Below are 21,216 nucleotides of genomic sequence, written 5' to 3' on the forward strand. Positions count from 1 at the left end.
CCGAACTCCCCACGTGGCTGTCATGAACCTGTGAAACCGTAGCGGCCACCCCGTCGTTTATCCACACTCAGGACAAAGTTCGGCCCATCTCTGCGATAGGTATTGGCGTCTGGCGCAAAGAGGTCTAGCTTCCTTGACGCTGTTGCTGCGACCGAGGAGGGGTGGGTGGCCACGTGCGGTCCACATCGCATCAAGAACCCATGCGCTTACGAGGGTTGAGCAGGTCGAGCGCCACGAGCGCACGAAGGACGAGAACGAGACGACGTGTCTGGGCGGCCACCGTGACCGCCGGGGTCGTCGCCGCCGGACTGCTGTCGGGTCCCGCCGCCAGCGCGCGTCCGGACCCCGGTCCGTCCCTGACAACGATGTCCATCAAGTCGCCCCCGGGCGGCGCGAACGTACGCGTGCTGCTGTTCCACGGCTCCGCGGCCGCCGGTGACGAGTCGCCACTCGTGAACGCCGGGATCGCGGCGATCGAGAGGATCGGGCTGTCCGGCCCGGCGGATCAGCGGTTCAAGGTCACCGCCACCGACGACGCCTCGGTCTTCACCAACGCCAAGAAGCTGGGCCGGTTCAACGCGATCGTGTTCCTGACCGGCGGCGGGGACGTCCTCGACCCGGACCAGGAGGCGGGCCTGGAGGCGTACATGGAGGCCGGCGGCGGTTTCGTCGGCCTGCACGACGCGGCCCGCGCGGAGCCGTACTCGGACTGGTTCACCGGTCTGATCGGCGCCCGCCCGGCGGCGTCCAGCCCCGACAAGGTGCAGCGGGCGACCGTCGAGGTCGGCGACCGGAACCATCCGGCGACCAAGAGCCTGCCCACGCAGTGGAAGCGGCCCGACAAGTGGCTGAACTGGGTGAAGAACCCGTCCGGCGACGTGCACACGGTCGCCAGGGTCCGCGAGTCGACGTACGCGCCCGGCGCGAGCGCCAACGGCTGGGACCACCCGGTCAGCTGGTGCCGTGACTACGACGGCGGCCGGTCCTTCTACACCGGGATGGGCGGCACGGTGTCGTCGTACGACGAGACCGACTTCCGTGACCATCTGCGCGGCGCCCTGCTGTGGACCACCCGCCTGGTGCAGGCCGACTGCAAGGCGACGATCACCGGCAACTACAAGGCGGAGCGGCTGACCCAGCCCAACCAGCCGGGTCAGAACGACCAGATCGGCGAGCCGCACGGCCTGGTCACCGCCCCCGACGGCCGCGTCTTCTACATCGGGCGCGGAGGTGCCGACTCCTCCCGGCCCGTCGTCACCGACTGGAACGACCCGGACATCGGCAAGGGCACGGGCGAGATCCACGTCTACGACCCGAAGACCAAGAAGGTCACCCTCGCCGGGGCGCTCACCGTCTTCGGCAACAAGGGCGGCGGTGACGAGCTGCGCAAGGTCGAGGAGGGCCTGCTCGGCATCGAACTGGACCCGCGGTTCGAGGAGAACGGGTGGGTGTATCTGCACTACACCCCGCACTCCGGGATCAACCGGGACACGCACATGGCCGAGCGGCGGGTCTCCCGTTTCACCCTCGACCGGGCGACCGACAAGCTGGACATGACCAGCGAGAAGGTGCTGCTGAAGTGGCCGGTGCAGATCCACAGCTGCTGCCACGCGGGCGGCGGGATGGCCTGGGACTCCAAGGGCAACCTGTACATCGCCACCGGTGACAACAACTCCAGTGGCTTCAGCGACGGTTACTCGGGCAACAACCCGCAGCCCAACTTCAAGGGCGTGTCCTTCGCGGACGCGCGCCGCACCGCCGGCAACACCAACAACCTCAACGGCAAGATCCTGCGCATCCACCCGGAGCCGGACGGCACGTACACCCTCCCCGAGGGCAATCTGTTCACCGGGAAGGAGACCGCCGAGGGCGGTGGCAAGACGCGCGGCGAGATCTATGTGATGGGCGTCCGCAACCCGGCGCGCATCTCCGTCGACAAGGAGACCGACACCCTGTACGCGGGCTGGGTCGGCCCCGACGCCGGTTCCCCGTCGCCGACCTGGGGTCCGGCGAAGTACGACACCTTCGCCGTGATCACCAAGGCGTCCAACCGGGGCTGGCCGTACTGCATGGGCAACAAGCAGCCCTACCGGGACCGCAACCTGCCCGATCCGTCGAAGCCGCTGGGCTGGTACGACTGCGACGCCCCGAAGAACGAGTCGCCGAACAACGACGGCCTGGTCAACCTGCCGCCGGTGACCGGCAACAACATCTGGTACTCGCCGCAGGGCGGCGGCCCGGACTACCCGCGCGACGGGAACGGCGTCCCGTCGTACGAGCAGGACGAGGCCACGTACCGGCTGCCCTGGCTGAAGGGCGGCGGGCAGGCCGCGATGAACGGCCCGGTCTACCGCTACGACGCCGACAGCGCCAGTGAGGTCAAGTGGCCGGAGTACTGGGACGGCAAGTGGTTCGTCGGTGACTTCTACGACGCCGACCAGCCGCGCAACGCGGTGCTGATGGACCCGAAGACGCAGGGAGACGGCGGTCTTCCGGTGCACTCGGAGTCCCTGAAGAAGATCGTGCCGGTCGGCAACGACGGCATCAAGAACCTGATGGGCTGGAAGTTCGGCCCGGACGGCTCGCTGTACGTCCTCGACTACGGGCGCGGCTTCTTCACCTCCGACGCCAAGTCCGCGCTGTGGCGGGTCACCTACACGGGCGGCGGGCCGACCCCGGCCGCCGGCCAGCTGGCGAGGGGAACCGAGTGAAACCAGTGACACGGCAACGAAGAATGTGGGCCGGCCTGCTGGCCGCCCTGCTCATGGTGCTCGGCCTGCAGACGGCCTCCGCGGCCGACGGGACCGGGTCCACCGACGCCGAGGCGGCGGAGCAGGTGCTCACCTGGACCGCCGGTGACGGCATCACCGCGTACACGTCCGCGCCGACGACCGCGGTCGCCGGTCCGGCGACCATCGTGTTCGAGAACAGCGCGGCGACCGGCAACACCACCGGGATGCCGCACACGCTGACGTTCGTGACCTCCGACCCGGAGTTCAACAGCGATGTCCAGCTGAACATCATGGCCAATCCGAACGACGCCCAGGGCGGCAAGTACACCGCGGAGGTCACGCTCACCCCGGGCCGCTACTTCTACCACTGCACCATCCCCGGCCACGGCGAGATGCAGGGCATCCTGACGGTGACCGAGGGCGGCGGCGGTGAGGACACCACGGCTCCCGAGGCCACGGCGAAGGTGACCGGCTCGCAGAACGCCGACGGCGCGTACGTCGGTTCGGCGAGCGTCGCGCTCGCGGCCACCGACGAGGGCTCGGGCGTGGAGCGGATCGAGTACGCGATCGGCTCCGACGGCGCCTGGCAGCCGTACACCGCCCCGGTCGTCGTCGACCAGATCGGCACGCACACCGTGCGCTACCGCGCCCTGGACAAGGCCGGCAACGTGTCGGCCGAGCAGAGCGTCGGATTCACCGTCGTCGCCCCGCAGACGGACGACACCACCCCGCCGGAGACCTCGGCGACGGTGGCCGGCGAGAAGAACGCCGACGGTGACTACATCGACATGGCGACGGTCACCGTCACCGCGTCGGACACCGGCACCGGCGTCAACACCATCGAGTACGCGATCGGCGCCGACGGCGCCTGGCAGGCGTACACCGGTCCGGTGATGGTGCACGAGGTGGGCACGCACACCGTGCGCTACCGTGCCACCGACAAGGCGGGCAACACGGCGGCGGAGAAGAACGTGGAGTTCACGGTCGTCGCCGCTCCCCCGCAGGACACCACCCCGCCGGCGACCGGTGTGACCGTGACGGGCACCAGGAACTCCGACGGCGCCTACGTCGGTGACGCCACCGTGACGGTCAGCGCCGACGACGGGCACGGGGGTTCCGGTGTGGCCGGCATCGAGTACTCGCTCGACGGCGGACCCTACCTGGCGTACACCGGGCCGGTGGTCGTGGACCGGGCGGGCCGGCACACGGTCGCGTACCGGGCGAGCGACAACGCCGGCAACACCTCCGAGCCGCTCACGGTGAGCTTCACGGTCGTGGCGGACGGCGGGGTGCCCGCGCCCAACTGCCCCGAGTACGACGAGCGGTTGACGGTGATCGTCGGCACGGTCGACTCGGGCGTGCCGAACCGGGTCACCAACAACCGGTGCCGGATCGGCGAGCTGATCGAGGACGAGAAGGAGTGGACCTCGCAGGCGCTGTTCCTCAAGCACGTGAAGAGCGTGCTGGACGGGCTCAAGAAGGAAGGGGTCGTCGACCAGCGGGAGTACCGGGCGATCAACAAGGCGGCCCGGCAGTCCGGCATCGGCAAGCCCGGCCAGAACGAGGGCTACCGGAAGATCCTCGACGGCAGCGAGGAGACGTTCGCCAAGTGGGAGCACGTGGGCGGCGGTTCGTTCGCGCTGAACCCGGACGGGTCGATCACCTCCGGCACCACCCGGGGCGGACTGGGCATGCTGTGGTTCCCCGAGCGCACGTACGGCGACTTCTCGCTGAAGCTCCAGTGGCGTGACGACGCCCCGGGCACCGTCAACGCCAACGGCGGTGTGTTCGTGCGGTTCCCGCAGATCCACGACCACCCGGAGGAGCCCCGGCCGGAGTGGGCGGCGATCAAGTACGGCCACGAGGTCCAGGTGTTCGACTCGCCCACCGGCGACATGTACAAGACCGGTTCGGTCTACGGCTTCGACCGGGTCGGCCTGGCCGGCGCGGGCGTGACGCAGAAGGGCACCTGGAACGACTACGAGATCCGGGTGGTGGACCAGCACTACTCGGTCTACCGCAACGGTGTGCTGATCAACGAGTTCGACAACACCGGCGGCCAGGAGTTCACCCCGCCGCGCTCGGACGACCCGGGCACGGACGGGCGGCGGTTCGCCTCCGGTTACATCGGGCTGCAGGTGCACAGCACGACGGACGTCGTCTCCTACCGGGATGTCCGGATCAAGGAGCTGTAGTTTCCACGGGTGCCGCGGTCACCGCGGGCCGGGAAGCCGGGAACCCCCGGCTTCCCGGCCCGTCCCTGCCGTACCCGGCCGGGTACCCCGGCTCCGGGTCAGGGCTTGATCAGCACCTTGACCGCACCGTCCTGCTTCTTCTGGAACATGTCGTAGGCCTGCGGCGCCTCGGCGAGCGGCACGCGGTGGGTGGCGAAGTCGTCGACACCGAGCGGGTCCTCGTCGGTGAGGTAGGGGATGATCTCGTCGCTCCAGCGGCGTACGTTCGCCTGGCCCATGCGGATCTGGATCTGCTTGTCGAACAGGGTGAGCATGGGCATCGGGTCGGCCATGCCGCCGTAGACGCCGCTGATCGAGAGGGTGCCGCCGCGCCGCACCAGTTCGATCGCGGTGTGCAGGGCGGCGAGCCGGTCGACGCTGAAGCGTTCCGCCATGGGGCCGCTGAGTTTGCGGGGCAGCAGCGCCGAGGCGTTCTGCACCATGCGGGCCGCCGCGCTGCCGTGCGCCTCGGTGCCGACGGCGTCGATCACGGCGTCGGGCCCGCGGCCGTCGGTCCGGTCGCGGATCGCGGTGACGAGTTCCTTCTCGTCGTCGAAGGAGCGCAGGTCGAAGGTCTCCACGCCCCGCTCGCGCACCCTGTTCAGCCGCTCGGGGACCAGGTCCACCCCGAACACCTGCCCGGCGCCCTTGAGCAGGGCGATCCGGCAGGCCATGTCGCCGATGGGGCCGAGTCCGAGCACGGCGACGCTGCCGCCCTGCGGGACACCGGCGTACTCGACCGCCTGCCAGGCGGTGGGCAGGACGTCGGAAAGGTAGACGAACCGGTCGTCGGACGGCCCCTCGGGGACCTTGATCGGGCCGTACTGGGCCTGCGGGACCCGCAGGTACTCGGCCTGGGCGCCCGGTACCGCGCCGTACAGCCGGGTGTAGCCGAAGAGGGCCGCGCCCATGCCCTCGGCGTCGACCTGGGTGGTCTCGCACTGGGTGGGCAGTCCGGTGAGGCACATCCAGCAGTTGCCGCAGGCGATCTGGAACGGCACCACGACCCGGTCGCCGGCCTGGAGGTCGGGCACCGCCGCGCCGACCTCCTCGACGATGCCCATCGGCTCGTGTCCGAGGATGTCGCCCGGGGTCATGAACGGGGTGAGGACTTCGTACAGGTGCAGATCGGATCCGCACAGTCCGGTGGAGGTGATGCGGATGATCGCGTCCGTCGGCTCCTCGATGCGGGGATCGGGTACGTTCTCCACCCTCACGTCCCGCTTTCCCTGCCAGGTCAGTGCCCTCATCGCCGCCCGCTCCCTCCGTGGTGGCCGGTGTGTCGCTCGTGCGGTGGGCGTCCGGGTACCCGAGCGGCCGGGTGCCGAACCGCCGGCCGGCGGAAGCCGCCGAGGAGGGCACCTCGTTCCGCACCGGCTCGGGGGGCGACGGACTTCGTGTGCGGCCAGGTCCGGGTGGTGTACGTGAAGACGTCCTGAGCCTCAGCGCGGTGCGGCCGGGGCGGGGGCCGGGTCGCGCAGTCCCTCGGCCGCGTCGGCCACCCGCCGGATCAGGCCGATGAAGAGCGCCTGCTCGCCGGCGTCGAGCGGGGCCAGGAAGACCTGGTTCATCCGCGCGGTGCGCACCGTCAGCCTGCGGTGGGTGCGCACGCCGTCGTCGGTGAGGCGCAGCAGGAAGCGGCGGCCGTCCTGCGGATCGCGGACCTTGTCCAGCAGCCCGCGCCGGATGAGCCGGCCGATCACCTCGGCGATGGTGGACCGGTCGAGGCCGACCCGCTCCCCCACGGTGCGCTGGTCCAGGCCCGGCTCGGCGACGAGCGCGTTGAGGACCGCGAACTGCGGCGAGGTGATCTCCTCGGAGACCATCGTGTTCCACAGCAGGTGGTGCGCCTGCTGGAGCCGCCGGGCGAGGTGCCCGGGATGGGTGGTGAGGTCCACGGCGGCCATGTGTGCTCCCCCGGTCGTTTCATCGGTGCACTGATTTTCAGTGGGCAGCAGAAGAGTACTGGACAGGGAAGCCATCGCGTGTAAATACTCAGTGCGCTGACTAAATGGTCGCGGGTCACCCGGAAGGGACGGGGTTTCTCGGATGGACAAGGTGGTCGCCTCGGCTGCGGAGGCGGTGGCTGACGTGCCGGACGGCGCGTCACTGGCGGTGGGCGGCTTCGGCCTCAGCGGTGTGCCGAACGTACTGATCCAGGCGCTGTACGAGCGGGGCGTCGACGGGCTGTCGGTCGTCTCGAACAACTGCGGGGCGATGGAGTCCGGGCTCGCGGTGCTGCTGGCGGCGGGCCGGATCGCCCGGGTGACCGGTTCCTACATCGGCGCGAACAAGGAGTTCGCCCGGCAGTACCTGGCCGGTGAGCTGGAGGTGGAGCTGATCCCCCAGGGCACGCTCGCCGAGAGGCTGCGCGCCGGGGGCGCCGGCATCCCGGCGTTCTACACCCCGGCCGGGGTGGGCACGCAGGTCGCCGAGGGCGGGCTGCCGTGGCGCTACGACGGCTCCGGCGGGGTGGCCCTCGCCTCGCCGCCCAAGGAGGTCCGGGAGTTCGACGGCGCCCGGTACGTGCTGGAGCGCGGCATCCGCACCGACTTCGCGCTGGTGCGGGCGGCGAAGGGTGACCGGCACGGCAACCTCGTGTTCAACAAGTCCGCCCGCAACTTCAACCCCCTGGCCGCGATGGCGGGCCGGGTGACGGTCGCGGAGGTGGAGGAGCTGGTCGAGCCCGGCGGCCTCGACCCGGACGCGGTGCACCTGCCGGGCGTCTTCGTGCAGCGGGTGGTCGCCCTCACGCCCGAGCAGGCGGCGGACAAGAGGATCGAGCGGCGGACGGTGAGCGGCTGATGGCCTGGACACGGGAGGAGATGGCCGCGCGGGCGGCCCGGGAACTGCGCGACGGCCAGTACGTCAACCTCGGCATCGGCCTGCCCACCCTCATCCCCAACCACCTCCCGCCGGGTGTCGAGGTGGTGCTGGAGAGCGAGAACGGCATCCTGGGCACCGGCCCGTACCCCGCCGAGGACGCCGTCGATCCCGATCTGATCAACGCCGGGAAGGAGACCGTCACGGTCCTTCCGGGCGCCTCCTTCTTCGACTCGGCGCTGTCGTTCTCGATGATCCGCGGCGGGCACATCGACGTCGCCGTCCTCGGCGCCATGCAGGTGTCCGGACGCGGTGACCTGGCCAACTGGGCGATACCCGGCAAACTCATCACCGGTATCGGCGGCGCGATGGACCTGGTGCACGGCGCCCGCACGGTGATCGTGGTGACGACCCACACCGCGAAGGACGGCTCGCCGAAGATCGTGACGGAGTGCTCACTGCCGCTGACCGGCAAGGAGTGCGTGGACCGGATCATCACCGACCTCGGCGTCCTCGACGTCACCGACGGCGGACTCGTCCTCGTCGAAACCGCTCCCGGAGTGTCCGCCCGGGAGATCACCGCCAAGACCGGAGCCGGACTCACCCTCGGGGAGGGCCTGTCGTGACCGACGTACTCACTCAAGCCGACATCGACGCCGAGATCGCGGCCGAGCACGCCGCGTACGGGAAGCGGATCGCCGACGGGGCCCCCGTCGAGCACCACCCGCGCCGCGACTACGCGCCGTACCGCTCCTCGGTGCTGCGCCACCCGAAGCAGCCCCTCGTCGCCATCGACGTCACCCAGGACCCCGAACTGGTGGAGCTGTCCTCCCCCGCGTTCGGGGAGCGGGACATCACCGAGACCGACAACGACCTCACCCGGCAGCACACCGGCGAGCCCGTCGGCGAGCGCATCACCGTCTCCGGCCGGCTGCTGGACCGCGACGGGCGGCCGGTGCGCGGCCAGCTCGTGGAGATCTGGCAGGCCAACTCGGCCGGCCGGTACGCCCATCAGCGCGAGCAGCACGACGCCCCGCTGGACCCGAACTTCACCGGCGTGGGCCGTACCCTCAGCGACGACGAGGGCCGCTACCACTTCACCACCATTCAGCCGGGCCCCTACCCGTGGCGCCAGCATCTCAACGCCTGGCGGCCCGCCCACATCCATTTCTCCGTCTTCGGCTCGGCGTTCACCCAGCGGCTGGTGACGCAGATGTACTTCCCCGGCGATCCGCTCTTCCCGTACGACCCGATCATCCAGTCGGTGACCGACGACGCCGCACGGCAGCGGCTGGTCGCGACGTACGACCACGGCCTGTCGGTGCCGGAGTTCTCGATGGGCTACCACTGGGACATCGTGCTCGACGGACCGCGGGCCACCTGGATGGAAGAGGGGCGCTGACCCGCCATGACGAAGATCGACACCACCCGTCCGGAGACCGTGCTGCCCACCCCGTCGCACACGGTGGGCCCCTTCTACGGCCACGCGCTGCCCTTCCCCGGCGGCGAGGACATCGCGCCGCTCGGCCACCCCGACACCGTCACCGTGCACGGGTACGTGTACGACGGCGAGGGCCGGCCGCTGCCGGACGCGCTGCTGGAGCTATGGGGGCCGGACCCCGAGGGGAACCTGCCGACGGCGGACGGCTCGATGCGGCGGGACCCGGCGAGCGGCGGCTTCCTCGGCCGCAACGGCGTGGAGTTCACCGGCTTCGGCCGGATCCGGACCGACGCGAACGGCCACTGGTACGCCCGTACGCTGCGGCCCGGAGCACGCGGGCGGAACGCGCCGTACCTCAGTGTGTGCGTGTTCGCGCGGGGTCTGCTGGTGCACCTGTTCACCCGGATCTACCTGCCGGGCGACGAGGCGGCGCTGGCGGCGGACCCGCTGCTGTCCCGGCTCGGCGCCGGACGCCGCGACACGCTGGTCGCGGACGAGGAGGGCGCCGGCGCGTACCGTTTCGACATCCGCCTTCAGGGCGAGGGCGAGACGGTCTTCCTGGAGTTCCAGTGACATCAGCCGATTCCGACACCGGTCTGCTCGCCCCCGGCTGGGCCGGTTCCCCGGCCGCCGCCGAGACGGCGGACGCGGCGTTCCTGCGGGCGCTGCTCGACGCGGAGGCCGCGCTGACCCGCGCCCAGGCCGCCCTGGGGCTCGCCCCCGCCCGGGCGGCGACGGCGGTGACGGAGGCGGCCGGGCCCGGCCGGTTCGACGTCGCGTCCCTCGCCGGGCGGGCGCGCGGCGGCGGGAATCCGGTGATCCCGCTGGTCGCGGAGCTGACCCGGGCGGTGGGCGGGGAGTACGGCCCGTACGTGCACCGGGGGGCGACCAGCCAGGACATCATGGACACGGCGATGATGCTGGTGGCCCACCGCGCCCTGGGCCCGGTCCTCGCCGACCTCGACCGCTGCGGACGGGCCCTGGCCCGACTGGCCGCCGGGCACCGCGACACCCCGATGCCGGGCCGCACCCTCACCCAGCACGCCGTACCGACGACGTTCGGGCTGAAGGCGGCCGGGTGGCGGTCGCTGGTGCTGGACGCGCGGGACCGGGTGACGGCGGTACGCGGCTCGCTGCCCGCCCAGCTCGGCGGCGCGGCCGGGACGCTGGCGGCGTTCTCCGCGTACGGTGCCGGGGACCCGACCGCGCTGCCGGGTACGTACGCCCGCGAACTGGGCCTCGTGGAACCGCCGTTGCCCTGGCACACGCTGCGCACACCGGTCGCCGATCTCGCCGGCTGCCTCGCCTTCGCGGCCGGCGCCCTGGGCAAGCTCGCGGCGGACGTCCTCACCCTCTCGCGCACGGAGATCGCCGAGGTCGCCGAGGGCAGCGGCGGCGGCTCGTCCGCCATGCCGCACAAGGCCAATCCGGTCCGCTCGACGCTGATCGCGGCGGCGGCCCGGCGGGCGCCGCAGCTCGCGGCCACGCTGTACGGCTCCCTGGTCGCCGAGGACGAACGGCCGGCCGGGGCGTGGCACGCCGAGTGGGAACCGCTCCGGGACCTGCTCCGCCTGGTGGGCGGTGCCGCCCGCGACGCGGCCGAACTGGCCGAAGGCCTGCGGGTGCGCCCGGACACCATGCGCGCACACCTCGGCCTCACCCACGGGCTGATCGTCTCCGAGCGGCTCTCCGCCGAGCTGGCGCCGCTCCTCGGCCGCGCCCGCGCGAAGGAGCTGCTGACGGAACTGGCCCGGCGGGCGTACGAGGAGGGCCGCGACCTCGGCGAACTGCTCACCGCGGAAACCGAATTGCAGGAGGTCGACCTCACCGGAGCGACCGACCCCGTCCGTTACACCGGCTCCGCCGGAACCCTCACCGACCGTGCCCTGGAGCGACGTTGACAAGCGAGCTGCTCAATTACCGTACCGAAGGCCCCGCCTCCGCTCCCCCACTGCTGCTCGGCCCCTCGCTCGGCACGTCGTACGCCCTGTGGGACAAGGTGGCGCCCGAACTGTCGGCCGCGCACCGGGTGGTCCGCTGGGACCTGCCGGGGCACGGCGGTTCGGCGGCGGGGCTGATCGGCCCCGGAGCGACCGTCGGTGATCTCGCCGGTCTGGTGCTCGCGCTCGCCGACGCGCTCGGCATCGAACGGTTCGCGTACGCGGGCGTCTCACTGGGCGGCGCGGTGGGGCTGCACCTGGCCGTGCACCGTCCGGACCGGCTGTCGTCGCTGGCCGTGATCTGCTCCTCGGCGCACTTCAACGGCGCCGGGCCCTGGGAGGAGCGGGCGGCGCGGGTGCGGAGCGAGGGACTCGCCGGGCTCGCGGAGGGCGCGGACGCCCGCTGGTTCACGTCCGGGTTCACCGTGCCGGCACTGGTCCGGGACCACCGGGAGGCCGACCCGGAGGCGTACGCCGCCTGCTGTGACGCGCTGGCCGCGTTCGATCTGCGGGACCGGCTGGCGGAGGTGTCCGTGCCGACGCTGCTGGTGGCCGGCCGGGAGGACCCGGCGACGCCGCCCGGGCATCTGCGGGAGATCGCGGACGCGGTGCCGGACGCCACGCTCGTGGAGCTCCCCGGTGCCTCGCACCTGGCGCCGGCCCAGCGCCCGGAGGCGGTGCTGACCGCGTTGCGCACCCACTTCGACGGGCCCGCCCGGCGCGGCATGGAGGTGCGCCGGGAGGTGCTGGGCGATGCGCACGTGGACCGGGCGCAGGCCGGGCAGACACCGTTCACGGCACGCTTCCAGGACTTCATCTCGCGCTACGCCTGGGGCGAGATCTGGACCGATCCGACCCTCACCCGCCGCGAACGCAGCATGATCACGCTCACGGCGCTGGTCGCGCACGGCCACCATGACGAGCTCGCCCTGCACGTCCGCGCGGCGCGCCGCAACGGGCTCACCCCCGAGGAGATCGGGGCGGTGCTGCTCCAGACGGCCGTGTACTGCGGGGTCCCGGCGGCGAACTCGGCGTTCGCGACGGCCCGGCGGGTACTGGCGGAGGAGGAGTGACCGGGGGCGTCCTCCAAGGGATGCCGTTCGGATCCTGCCGGGGGCGCGGCCCTGGCACCGCTCCCCCACTGCCTGAAGGGTCTGGGAGGTACCCCTGCCGCCAGACCTCGCCCGGCGCAGCCGCGAGGCACCGCTCACCGGAGCCGGCCCGACCCGGACGGCACCCCCTGGCGCGGTCCCGCTCCCGTCCCGAGCTCCTGTGCGGCCCGCTCCGCCAGGCCGTCCGCGCCGCAGGAGCGGGCCAGGGCGAGGCCCCGTTCGAGGTCGGGGACGGAACGGGCGAGGATGCCGTACTCGACGCGGGCCGCGGCGTGTTCGTACTGGCAGGGGGAGGACTCCAGGTAGGTGACCGCCTGGGCGGCGAGGCGGACCGCGCGCTGGCCGGTCTCCAGGGCGGCGGCGACGCGCAGGGCCTCCCCTATGGCGGTGTCCGTGCCGAAGCGTTCGGCCTGTCGGCGTACGTCGAGGGCGAGCCGGGCGGCCCGGGCGGGATCCTCGCCGGCGAGGGCGCGGGCGAGGTCGGCGGCCCAGAAGACGTGCACCGGATTGTGGTGGCCGCGCGCGGCCGCCGCCTTCTGGGCCTCCTCCAGTTCGTTGACGCCCTCCTGGACGCGGCCGACGGCGAGCAGCAGCCGGCCGCGCACGGAGCGCGGGTCGGGCAGCACGATGGTGGACGGGTAGGGCGGCGCGAAGTCGTGCTGTTCGGCCACCGCCCAGGCCTCGTCGACGTGACCGCGGGCGAGCAGGGTGTCGACGAGATTGCAGGTGGCCGTCCAGTACAGGGGCAGTCCGCGGCCGACGTGTTCGGCCAGGCGCAGGGACTCGCGCAGGGACGCCTCGGCCTCCGGCAGCCGGCCCCGTCTGCGGTGCCCGAGTCCCACGTAGGCGTGGGCCAGGGCCAGGTGGCCGCCGCTCCAGCCGGCCGTGTCGTAGGCGTGCAGGGCCTCGTGGTAGAGGCTCTCGGCGCGGTCGAGGCGGTCGGTGTAGGCGTAGGCGTCGGCCAGCATCAGCAGCAGCTCGACGCCCCACTCGGAGTCGGTCCAGCCGAGGCCGGGGGCGAGGCGGCCGTTGACGAGGGCGCGGTCGCAGATCTCGACGATCTCCTCGGCGTTCTCGCCGCGCATCATGGCGTCGAAGCCGCGCACGATGAGCAGCGCGCGTTCGGAGTTGTCCCGGCCGGTGCAGGTGGCGGCGAGTTCGGCCAGCCGCTCGGAGCGGCCGGGGGTGACGGCCTCACCGGCGTGGATGCCCTCCCACATGAACTGTACGGTTCGCAGCCGCAGTTGCGCGGGTCCGGGTTCGAGCCGGGCGGCCTCCGCCTCGACCGTGCGGACGGCCTCCTCCAGCTGGTCGTTGTGGAGCAGCGCCTGGGAGAGGCGGACCACGGCGTCCACCCGCCGGTCGCCGTCGAGGCCGGGCATGCCGAGGGCGGCCCGCAGGTGGCCGATGGTGCGGGCGGGTGCGGTGAGGAAGGTGGCGCAGCCCAGTTCGTAGAGGACGTGTGCGTGGATCTCGGGGCGGGGCGGTTCCTCCAGGGCGCGTTCCAGGCAGCGGCGGGCGGCGTCCGGGGCGCCGACGGCGAGGTGTTCGCGGGCGGCCTCGCGCAGTTGCCAGACGAGTTCCGCGTCGTCGTCCGGGTGCACTTCGAGGAGGTGCCGGGCGGCCGCGGCGGCACCGCGTCCGGAGTCGGTGACGATCCGGGCGGCGATGCCGTGCATGGCGCGGCGCAGCGCGTCGGGGATGGAGTTGTAGACGGCGGTGGCGATCAGGGGGTGGACGAACTCGAGGCCGGCGGGGGCGGTGCGGCCCGTGGCGGACGGGTCGGGGGCGGTGAGGATGCGGGCGCTGCGCAGGAGTTCGGCGCAGCGGGCGGCGTCGTCGACGTCCAGGGTGGCGAGCCGGGCCACCAGGTCGACGGTGATGTCGTTGCCGAGGATGGCGGCGGCCCAGGCGAACCGGGTGGCGTCTATGCCGAGTTCCTCCAGCCGGGCGACGAGGCCGCCGCCGCGCGCGGAGCGGTTGAGCTCGCGCAGTTCGCCGGCGTGCGCCTCGACCGGTTCCAGCTCGTTGTCCCGCACCTTGGCGAGGAGCTCGACGGTCTCGTAGGGGTTGCCGCCGGTGACGGCCCACACCTCGCGGCAGAACGCCGCGTCGGCGTTCTCGCCCAGGGTGGCGCGGGTGAGTCCGGCCGCGGCCTCCGGGGTGAGGAGGCTGAGGGTGGTGACGGGGTGGCCGGCCGCGTCGGCGACGGCGTCCAGGTACCGGGCGCCGGCTCCGGAGATCTCGCCGGACCGGCGGGCGACCACGACGAGGACGGACAGGTCCGCCAGGCGTTCGGCGAAGGCGGCGAGCCAGCGCAGGGTCTCCTGGTCGGCCCAGTGCGCGTCGTCGATCAGCAGGACCAGCGGCCAGTCCCGGCGGGCCAGCCGGCGCACGGCGGCGACCAGTCCCTCGCACACGCCCTGCGGGTCGGCGTGCCCCTCGCCGGGGTCGGCTATGCCGAGGGCGGGGCCGGCGATGTCGTACCAGTCGCCGAGGTACTCGCGGGCCTCCTCCGGCAGCATCGACACCAGTGCGGGCTGGAGGAGCTGGCGCACGACGTTGAAGGGGACGGTGCGCAGGGTCTCGCCGCCGCGGGCCGACCACACGGTGCAGCCGCGCCGTTCGGCGATGCGGCGGGTCTCGGCGAGCAGCGCGGTCTTGCCGAGTCCGGCCTCGCCCCGGAGCACCAGCAGGCCGCCCGGTGAGGAGCGGTCCGCGCACAGGGTGTCGACGGCCCGTGTGATGGCGGCGACTTCCTCGTCGCGCTCCCACAGGCCGGCCGAGGTGGCGGCCGGGGGCCGTACCTCCGTCATCCCGCTACCTCCCCGAGTCGCCCGAATGACGTACAGAGCTTGAGCGTAGTCCCCCCGCCGCCGCGGCGGTGCCCGCTCGGGCCACGTGTTGCCGTGACGGGTGACACGGCCCCGCCGGGGCGACGCGTTCCGCCCCTCATCAGGCGTCCTGATGGTCAACTCCTGTCAAGGGGTGGGGAGATGACAATCTCCGGGGCGCGCGCGGCGGAGGTGTGACGGGGCCCTCTCATCCGGCTTTCACCGAGGCCTCATACGGTAGGGGCATGACGCAGGTGACTCCTCCCGGGTGGTACCCCGACCCCGGGCAGACGAATGAGGGGCCGGCCACCGAGCGCTGGTGGGACGGCAGGGCCTGGACGGAGCAGGTCCGTCCGGTGGGGCCGGCCGCCGCCTGGGGTCCCCCGGCGCCGGGCGGCGCGGGCGGGCCGGCGTATCCGGCCTACCCGGTGTATCCCGCTCCGGCTCCGCCCGGGCGGAGCCGGCGGGTGCGGAACGGGATAGCCGTGGCGGCGGCCGTCGCCGTCCTGGCGAGCATCGGTGTGGGGGTGTACGTGCTGACGGACGACGGCGGGGGCGGCGGCACCACGGCCTCGCAGGGGCCGGACGGACGGGACGGCGGGCCGTTCAGTGACCCGGACGGGCGGGACGGGGGATCCGGCGGGTCGGACGGGGACTCCGGTGGTCCGGGCGGGGAGGAGCCGTCGCCGGACGGGTCCGAGGCGCCGCGGATCGAGAGCGGGTCGGTGACCGACGCGCTGAGCGGGATCAGTCTGCCCATCCCGGACGGCTGGTACGGCGAGGAGTCGGAGGTGGGCGCCTCGGTGACGTCGGAGAGCTCGTACGACTGTCCCGGCGACACCTCCAAGACCTGCACCAAGGGCGGGGTGTACTCGGCGCCGGCCCTGGCGTTCGGCACCAAGGGCGCCACCGCCGAGGAGGTCGCCAAGGCGGACATCTCCGCCAACGCCGAGGAGAGCTACGGCGGTGAGGCCTACGGGAAGATCACCTCGCACGACGTCCTCGCGTCCAAGGCCGTGACCGTGGCCGGGCAGAAGGGCTATCTGGTGCGCTGGAAGGCGGTCACGAGCGAGGGCTCCGACGGGTTCGTCCAGTCGCTGGCCTTCCCGTCCCCCGTGCGGCCGCAGCAGATCGTCGTGGTCCGCTTCGGGGTGGACACCGACCAGAAGCAGTCCGTCCTCGACGAGATCACCGAGGGCATCGAGGTGTCGTCGGGCGGCGGCAGCGGGCAGGACGTCTGACACCTGCCGTCCCTGACGGCCGGGTGGGGCACCCCTCCGCTCATGAGGGTGTCCCACCCGGCCGGGGTGGGCGCCGCCCCCGTCCCCACGGTGCGGCGCGGTCAGGCCGCCGTACGGTCATCCCGTCGACGGCGGCCTGCGTCTCAGTGCAGGCCGAGGGCCGGCAGGACGGCGGCCTCGACGAACCGGAGCAGATAGTCCGCGTCCGCGTTGCGGCCCTCCAGTGTGGGCCGGACCCGCAGCACACCGAAGAGCTGCGCCGGGACGTACTCCAGCGCCGGGTTCCCGGCGTCGACCTCCCCGCGCTCGACGCCGCGCCGCAGGATCTCCTCCAGCGCGCTGATCTCCGGGTCGACCAGTGCCTCGCGCAGCGCCTGCGCCAGTTCCCGGTCCTGGAGAACCGCGTGCCCGAGCGCCTGGAGCAGCGTGGTGTCCTTCGGCGACCACTCCCCCGCGCACCGCGCCGCCTCGCGCAGGTCCCCGGCGAGGGTGCCGGTGTCGATGCCGGCGAACCGCGTCTGCCGGCTGGAGCGCAGGGCGGCGGCGACGAACTGCGGTTTGGTCCGCCACTGCCGGTACAGCGTGGACTTGCTGCACCGCGTGCTGGCGGCGACGCCCTCCATGCTCACGGCGTCGTAGCCGCACTCACGGATCTGGTCCAGCACGGCGTCGAAGAACTCCCGCTCGCGCTCCGGGGTGATCTTGGAGCGGCGCGAGGTTCCGGCCGGCCCGGGTCGGTCCGCGTCCTGCGACGTCATCGCTCGGCTCCTTGCTCCTTCGAGTGAGGCCTCCGTCATCAATACGCCAGTGTACCGGTACGCGACCGTATCGGTACACTGGCGTATCGGTACGAACCCGTATCGATGAGAGTCGGTACCCGCGCGCACCGTCTGCACCACGACAGAAAGGGCCGGGGGATGAATGGCCGCAAGGAGCCTGGACCCGCGGGGTCCGACACGCCGGCGCGTCCGCCGCTCGTCCGTGAACTCCTGCTGGTGGCGGGGCTCTTCCTCGTCTACAAGCTCGGCCGGCGACTGACGGCCGGCCACACCGGCGAGGCGTACCGCAACGGCCGCGGGGTGTGGGACCTGGAGCGCGCGCTCCACCTGCCCGGCGAGGGCGCGGTGCAGTCCTTGCTGCTGCACGGCGACGGGCTCGCGCACCTCGCGAACACCTACTACGCGGTCGTCCACTTCCCGGCCACCGCGACCTTCCTGGTCTGGCTCTACCTGCGCCGCCCGGCCCACTACGTCTGGGCCCGCCGGATCCTGGCGGCGGTCACCGCCGCCGCGCTGGTGCTGCACCTGACGTTCCCGCTCGCCCCGCCGAGGATGCTCGCCGCCACGGGCCTGGTGGACACCGCCCGGGTGTACGGGCCGTCGGTGTACGGCCCGCCGGAGGCCGACCGGCTCTCGAACCAGTTCGCGGCGATGCCCTCGCTGCACTTCGGATGGGCGCTGATGGTGGCGGTCGGCCTGGTCGTCGCCACGCGCGCGCGGTGGCGGTGGCTGTGGCTGCTGCACCCGCTGGTGACGCTGCTGGTGATCGTGGGGACGGCGAACCACTTCTGGCTGGACGCGCTCGCGGCGGCGGCGCTGCTGGGCCTCGCGCTCGCGGTGCTGCGCCTGCCGCGGCACACGGCGACGGGGGCGGGACGGACACCGGCCCGTCCTGTGCCGGCGCGGGGCCGGGCGCTCGCGGGGGCGGGACGGTGAGCGCCGTCGTCGTGGCCGTCCTGCTGTCCCTCGTCTCCGCCGTCGCCTACGCCGCCGCCGCGGTGGCCCAGGAACGGCTGGCCTCCCGGTCCTCCGGCACCGGCACGCTGCGGCTGCTGGCCGACGGCGCCTGGTGGCGGGCGGTCGCGCTGAACGCCTCGGCCGCGCTGCTCCATGTGGCGGCGCTCAGGTACGGCCCGCTCACCGTGGTCCAGCCGCTGGGCGCCCTCACCCTGGTCGCGGCGGTGCCCCTGGGGGCGCGGCTCGCGGGGCGGCCGGTGAGCGCGGTCGAGTGGCGGGGTACGGCGCTCACCCTCGCCGGTCTGGCGGCGGTGCTGGTGACGGCGTCCGGGCCGGCTCCCGACGACGTGCTGGGCGTCCCCGAGGCGCTGGCCGTCGCGGGCGGTACGGCTGCCCTGATCGGCCTGCTGGCCTGGCCGGGGTCCCGGCCCGGTCTGCGGCACGCGTCCGCGTCGGGCATCGCCTCCGGGGTGGCCTCGGCGCTCACCCAGACCGTGACGGTCGCGGTGACGGACCGGTCCGGCCCGCTGCCCGGCGTCCAGGTGGCCGTGGTGGCGCTGCTGGTGGCCGCCTTCGCGGCCGGAGGGCTGCTGCTGTCGCAGACCGCCTACCGGGGCGGCCTGGGCGCCCCGCTCGCGGTGGTCACCCTGGCGAACCCGGTGGCGGCCGCGGTGATCGGCCTCTCCCTCCTGGGCGAACGCCTCCGCGACGGCCCGGCGGGCATTCTGCTCGCCCTGACCGGCGCGGGGCTCGCCTCCTGGGGTGTCCTGCTGCTGAGCCGGGCGGCGCCCCGCCCGACGGGAGCACCCGTGGCCCCGACTCACGTGAGCCCTCCCGCAGTATGGCAACGGGGCTCCGCAGAGGAGGTCGTCACCGCGGGCAGTCGTGCCTCCCCCAGAGCCCGAAAGGGCCTGGGAGGTACCCCCAGGGCGATGGGGGTCCCCCCGCTCGAGCGCAGTCGAGAGTGGGGGAGGCACCCCGCGAACGCCGGGCTGCGTGACACCCCCGCCCAGCCCTGAGCAGCGGTCAGTCCGTGGCGATCGCCGGGTCGCTGACGCCCGGCCGGCCGTTCTCGACGTGCCCCGCGAAGCGGCGCAGGAACGCCGGCTCGGCCGCGGAGGTGACCGTCAGGTCGTACCAGCGGTGGCTCCCGCGCAGGTCGACGGTGCGGTGCACGGTGGCGCCGGGGCGGACGGTGACGGTCGCGGGGCGGCCCCCGTATCCGTCGGCCAGCCGCAGCCGGGCCGTGCCGGAGCCCTCGTTGACGAACGTCAGCCGGACGTCGTCGCCGGTGTGGCGGGCGGTGACCTCGCAGCCGGCGGTCCCGTTCGGGCCGCGGAAGACGCGGAGGAACCCGTTCGGGCCGTGGACGGTCAGGTCGTACGAGCCCTCGGAGTACGCGGAGTTCCAGGTGTCCGAGATCTCCTTGCCGGCCTCGGTCGTGTAGGTCCAGGGGCCGTCGGCGCGGTTGCCGGACGTGACCAGGAAGGCGGCACCCGCCCGGGCGCCGGAGGCGAAGGTGAGCGTGAACCTCCCGGTCGCCGGGTCGGCGGAACCGTCCACCGCCGGGGCGTACTTCAGCGGGCGGGCCGGGCGCAGCCCGCGCTCCTGGCGGGGCATGCCGGCGTCGGCCGGGGGCGTGGGCCGGTAGTCGGGGTGCCGGTCGCGGTCCTGCGGCTCGTAGGCGTCGGTGTCCGGCAGGCGGGCCGGCCGGCTGTCCTTGCGGGAGAAGTCGAAGGCACTGGTCAGATCGCCGCAGATCGCGCGCCGCCACGGCGAGATGCCCGGTTCGCGCACGCCGAAGCGGCGCTCCATGAACCGGATGACCGAGGTGTGGTCGAACGTCTCCGAGCAGACGTACCCGCCCTTGCTCCACGGTGAGACGACCAGCATCGGCACGCGCGGGCCGAGCCCGTAGAAGCCCTCGCGGTGGGTCGCACTGCCCTCGAAGACGTCCAGGGAGACGTCGACGGTGGACCGGCCCTGCGCGGCCGACTTCGGCGGCAGCGGCGGCACCACGTGGTCGAAGAAGCCGTCGTTCTCGTCGTACGTGATGAACAGGGCGGTCTTCGCCCAGACGGCCGGGTTGGAGGTGAGCGCGTCCAGGACCTGGGAGATGTACCAGGCGCCGTAGTTGGATGGCCAGTTGGAGTGCTCGGAGAAGGCCTCGGGGGCGGCGATCCAGGAGATCTGCGGCAGCCGGCCGGCCTTGACGTCGGCGCGCAGCCGGTCGAAGTAACCGTCGCCGTTCTTGACGTCGGTGCCGGTGCGGGCCTTGTCGTACAGGGGGTCGCCCGGCTCGGCGTTGCGGTACTTGTTGAAGTACAGCAGGGAGTTGTCGCCGTAGTTGCCGCGGTAGGCGTCGGGGATCCAGCCCCAGTGGCCGGCCGCGTCCAGACCGTCGCCGATGTCCTGGTAGATCTTCCAGGAGATCCCGGCCTCCTCCAGGCGCTCGGGGTACGTCGTCCAGTCGTAGCCGAGTTCGTCGTTGCCGAGGACCGGGCCGCCGCCCTCGCCGTCGTTGCCGGTGTGGCCCGACCACAGGTAGTAGCGGTTGGGGTCGGTGGAGCCGATGAAGGAGCAGTGGTAGGCGTCGCAGACGGTGAAGGTGTCGGCGAGCGCGTAGTGGAAGGGGATGTCCTCGCGGGTCAGGTACGCCATGGTGGTGGTGCCCTTGGCGGGCAGCCAGCGGTCGTACTTGCCGTTGTGGTAGGCCTCCTGGCCGTCGGGCCAGCTGTGCGGCAGCCCTTCCAGGAACTGCATGCCGAGGTCGTCGGCCTCCGGGTGGAAGGGCAGGACCTCCGTGCCGTCGGCCTTGGTCTGGTGCCACACCGACCTGCCGTCGTCCAGGGTCACCGGATGCGGGTCGCCGAAGCCGCGGACGCCGCGCAGCCTGCCGAAGTAGTGGTCGAAGGAGCGGTTCTCCTGCATCAGGACGACGATGTGCTCGACGTCCTCGATCGACCCCGAGCGGTGGTGGGCCGGGATCGCGGCGGCCCGCTCGATGCTCGCGGACAGCGCGCTGAACGCCGTGGTGGCGCCCGCGAGTTGGAGGAAGCGACGCCGGTTGACTTCGGGCATGGACGAGGGCCTCTCGTGCGGTGCGGGATGCTGAGGGGGTGC

Annotated in this window: 16 protein-coding genes; 11 read left to right on the plus strand and 5 right to left on the minus strand. The window is 72.8% G+C overall.

The window, feature by feature from the left end:
* Positions 1-200 precede the first annotated feature (200 nt).
* Positions 201-2,711: a ThuA domain-containing protein gene (locus IH50_RS0100220; RefSeq protein WP_030855888.1), complete on the plus strand. Its 2,511-nt coding sequence runs from the start codon at positions 201-203 to the stop codon at positions 2,709-2,711.
* Between the two features lie 23 nt (positions 2,712-2,734).
* A complete protein-coding gene (locus tag IH50_RS0100225; RefSeq protein ID WP_030855890.1) occupies positions 2,735-4,927 on the plus strand; it encodes an OmpL47-type beta-barrel domain-containing protein in 2,193 nt (730 codons plus the stop codon).
* A 98-nt stretch (positions 4,928-5,025) separates the two neighbouring features.
* Here IH50_RS0100225 and IH50_RS0100230 read toward each other — a convergent pair whose 3' ends face one another.
* The gene (locus IH50_RS0100230; protein ID WP_030855892.1) at positions 5,026-6,216 is read right to left on the minus strand and encodes a zinc-dependent alcohol dehydrogenase; all 1,191 of its coding nucleotides are present in this window, start codon (positions 6,214-6,216) and stop codon (positions 5,026-5,028) included.
* A 192-nt stretch (positions 6,217-6,408) separates the two neighbouring features.
* On the minus strand, positions 6,409-6,873 hold the full coding sequence (locus tag IH50_RS0100235; protein WP_030855894.1) for a MarR family winged helix-turn-helix transcriptional regulator: 465 nt from the start codon (positions 6,871-6,873) through the stop codon (positions 6,409-6,411).
* Positions 6,874-7,015: 142 nt separating this feature from the next.
* On the opposite strand from IH50_RS0100235, the gene IH50_RS0100240 reads away from it, so the two are divergent.
* The 6 genes from IH50_RS0100240 to pcaD are packed head-to-tail and all read left to right on the plus strand — an operon-like array spanning position 7,016 to position 12,243.
* Complete coding sequence (locus IH50_RS0100240) at positions 7,016-7,771, plus strand: CoA transferase subunit A (RefSeq protein WP_030855896.1); 756 nt, start codon at positions 7,016-7,018, stop codon at positions 7,769-7,771.
* Positions 7,771-8,415, plus strand: coding sequence for a CoA transferase subunit B (locus tag IH50_RS0100245; protein ID WP_030855898.1), 645 nt, complete (start codon positions 7,771-7,773; stop codon positions 8,413-8,415). The genes IH50_RS0100240 and IH50_RS0100245 overlap by 1 nt, the downstream gene beginning before the upstream one ends.
* Positions 8,412-9,191: a protocatechuate 3,4-dioxygenase subunit beta gene (gene pcaH / locus IH50_RS0100250; protein WP_030855901.1), complete on the plus strand. Its 780-nt coding sequence runs from the start codon at positions 8,412-8,414 to the stop codon at positions 9,189-9,191. The genes IH50_RS0100245 and pcaH overlap by 4 nt, the downstream gene beginning before the upstream one ends.
* Before the next feature lie 6 nt (positions 9,192-9,197).
* Positions 9,198-9,803, plus strand: a complete 606-nt coding sequence (gene pcaG, locus IH50_RS0100255; protein WP_030855905.1) for a protocatechuate 3,4-dioxygenase subunit alpha — start codon at positions 9,198-9,200, stop codon at positions 9,801-9,803.
* Positions 9,800-11,131: a 3-carboxy-cis,cis-muconate cycloisomerase gene (pcaB, locus tag IH50_RS0100260; protein WP_030855907.1), complete on the plus strand. Its 1,332-nt coding sequence runs from the start codon at positions 9,800-9,802 to the stop codon at positions 11,129-11,131. Before pcaG ends, pcaB begins: the two co-directional genes overlap by 4 nt.
* Positions 11,128-12,243, plus strand: a complete 1,116-nt coding sequence (gene pcaD, locus IH50_RS0100265) for a 3-oxoadipate enol-lactonase (protein WP_030855910.1) — start codon at positions 11,128-11,130, stop codon at positions 12,241-12,243. The genes pcaB and pcaD overlap by 4 nt, the downstream gene beginning before the upstream one ends.
* Positions 12,244-12,377: 134 nt before the next feature.
* Here the strand turns inward: pcaD and IH50_RS0100270 are convergent, their stop codons facing one another.
* Complete coding sequence (locus IH50_RS0100270; RefSeq protein WP_051767111.1) at positions 12,378-15,098, minus strand: ATP-binding protein; 2,721 nt, start codon at positions 15,096-15,098, stop codon at positions 12,378-12,380.
* A 263-nt stretch (positions 15,099-15,361) separates the two neighbouring features.
* Between IH50_RS0100270 and IH50_RS0100275 the strand changes: the two genes are divergently transcribed.
* Complete coding sequence (locus IH50_RS0100275; RefSeq protein WP_030855916.1) at positions 15,362-16,357, plus strand: DUF2510 domain-containing protein; 996 nt, start codon at positions 15,362-15,364, stop codon at positions 16,355-16,357.
* A gap of 143 nt (positions 16,358-16,500) precedes the next feature.
* Here the strand turns inward: IH50_RS0100275 and IH50_RS0100280 are convergent, their stop codons facing one another.
* The gene (locus tag IH50_RS0100280; RefSeq protein ID WP_030855919.1) at positions 16,501-17,115 is read right to left on the minus strand and encodes a TetR/AcrR family transcriptional regulator; all 615 of its coding nucleotides are present in this window, start codon (positions 17,113-17,115) and stop codon (positions 16,501-16,503) included.
* A 159-nt stretch (positions 17,116-17,274) separates the two neighbouring features.
* On the opposite strand from IH50_RS0100280, the gene IH50_RS0100285 reads away from it, so the two are divergent.
* Together IH50_RS0100285 and IH50_RS0100290 are read left to right on the plus strand one after the other, a co-directional pair.
* Positions 17,275-18,072, plus strand: coding sequence for a phosphatase PAP2 family protein (locus tag IH50_RS0100285; protein WP_030855922.1), 798 nt, complete (start codon positions 17,275-17,277; stop codon positions 18,070-18,072).
* Positions 18,069-19,112, plus strand: coding sequence for a hypothetical protein (locus tag IH50_RS0100290; protein ID WP_078913787.1), 1,044 nt, complete (start codon positions 18,069-18,071; stop codon positions 19,110-19,112). The genes IH50_RS0100285 and IH50_RS0100290 overlap by 4 nt, the downstream gene beginning before the upstream one ends.
* Positions 19,113-19,119: 7 nt before the next feature.
* On the opposite strand, the gene IH50_RS0100295 is transcribed toward IH50_RS0100290, so the two are convergent.
* Complete coding sequence (locus tag IH50_RS0100295) at positions 19,120-21,174, minus strand: phosphocholine-specific phospholipase C (protein ID WP_030855928.1); 2,055 nt, start codon at positions 21,172-21,174, stop codon at positions 19,120-19,122.
* Between the last annotated feature and the right edge of the window lie 42 nt (positions 21,175-21,216).

Source organism: Streptomyces sp. NRRL S-37 (assembly GCF_000721605.1).
Lineage (GTDB): Bacteria > Actinomycetota > Actinomycetes > Streptomycetales > Streptomycetaceae > Streptomyces.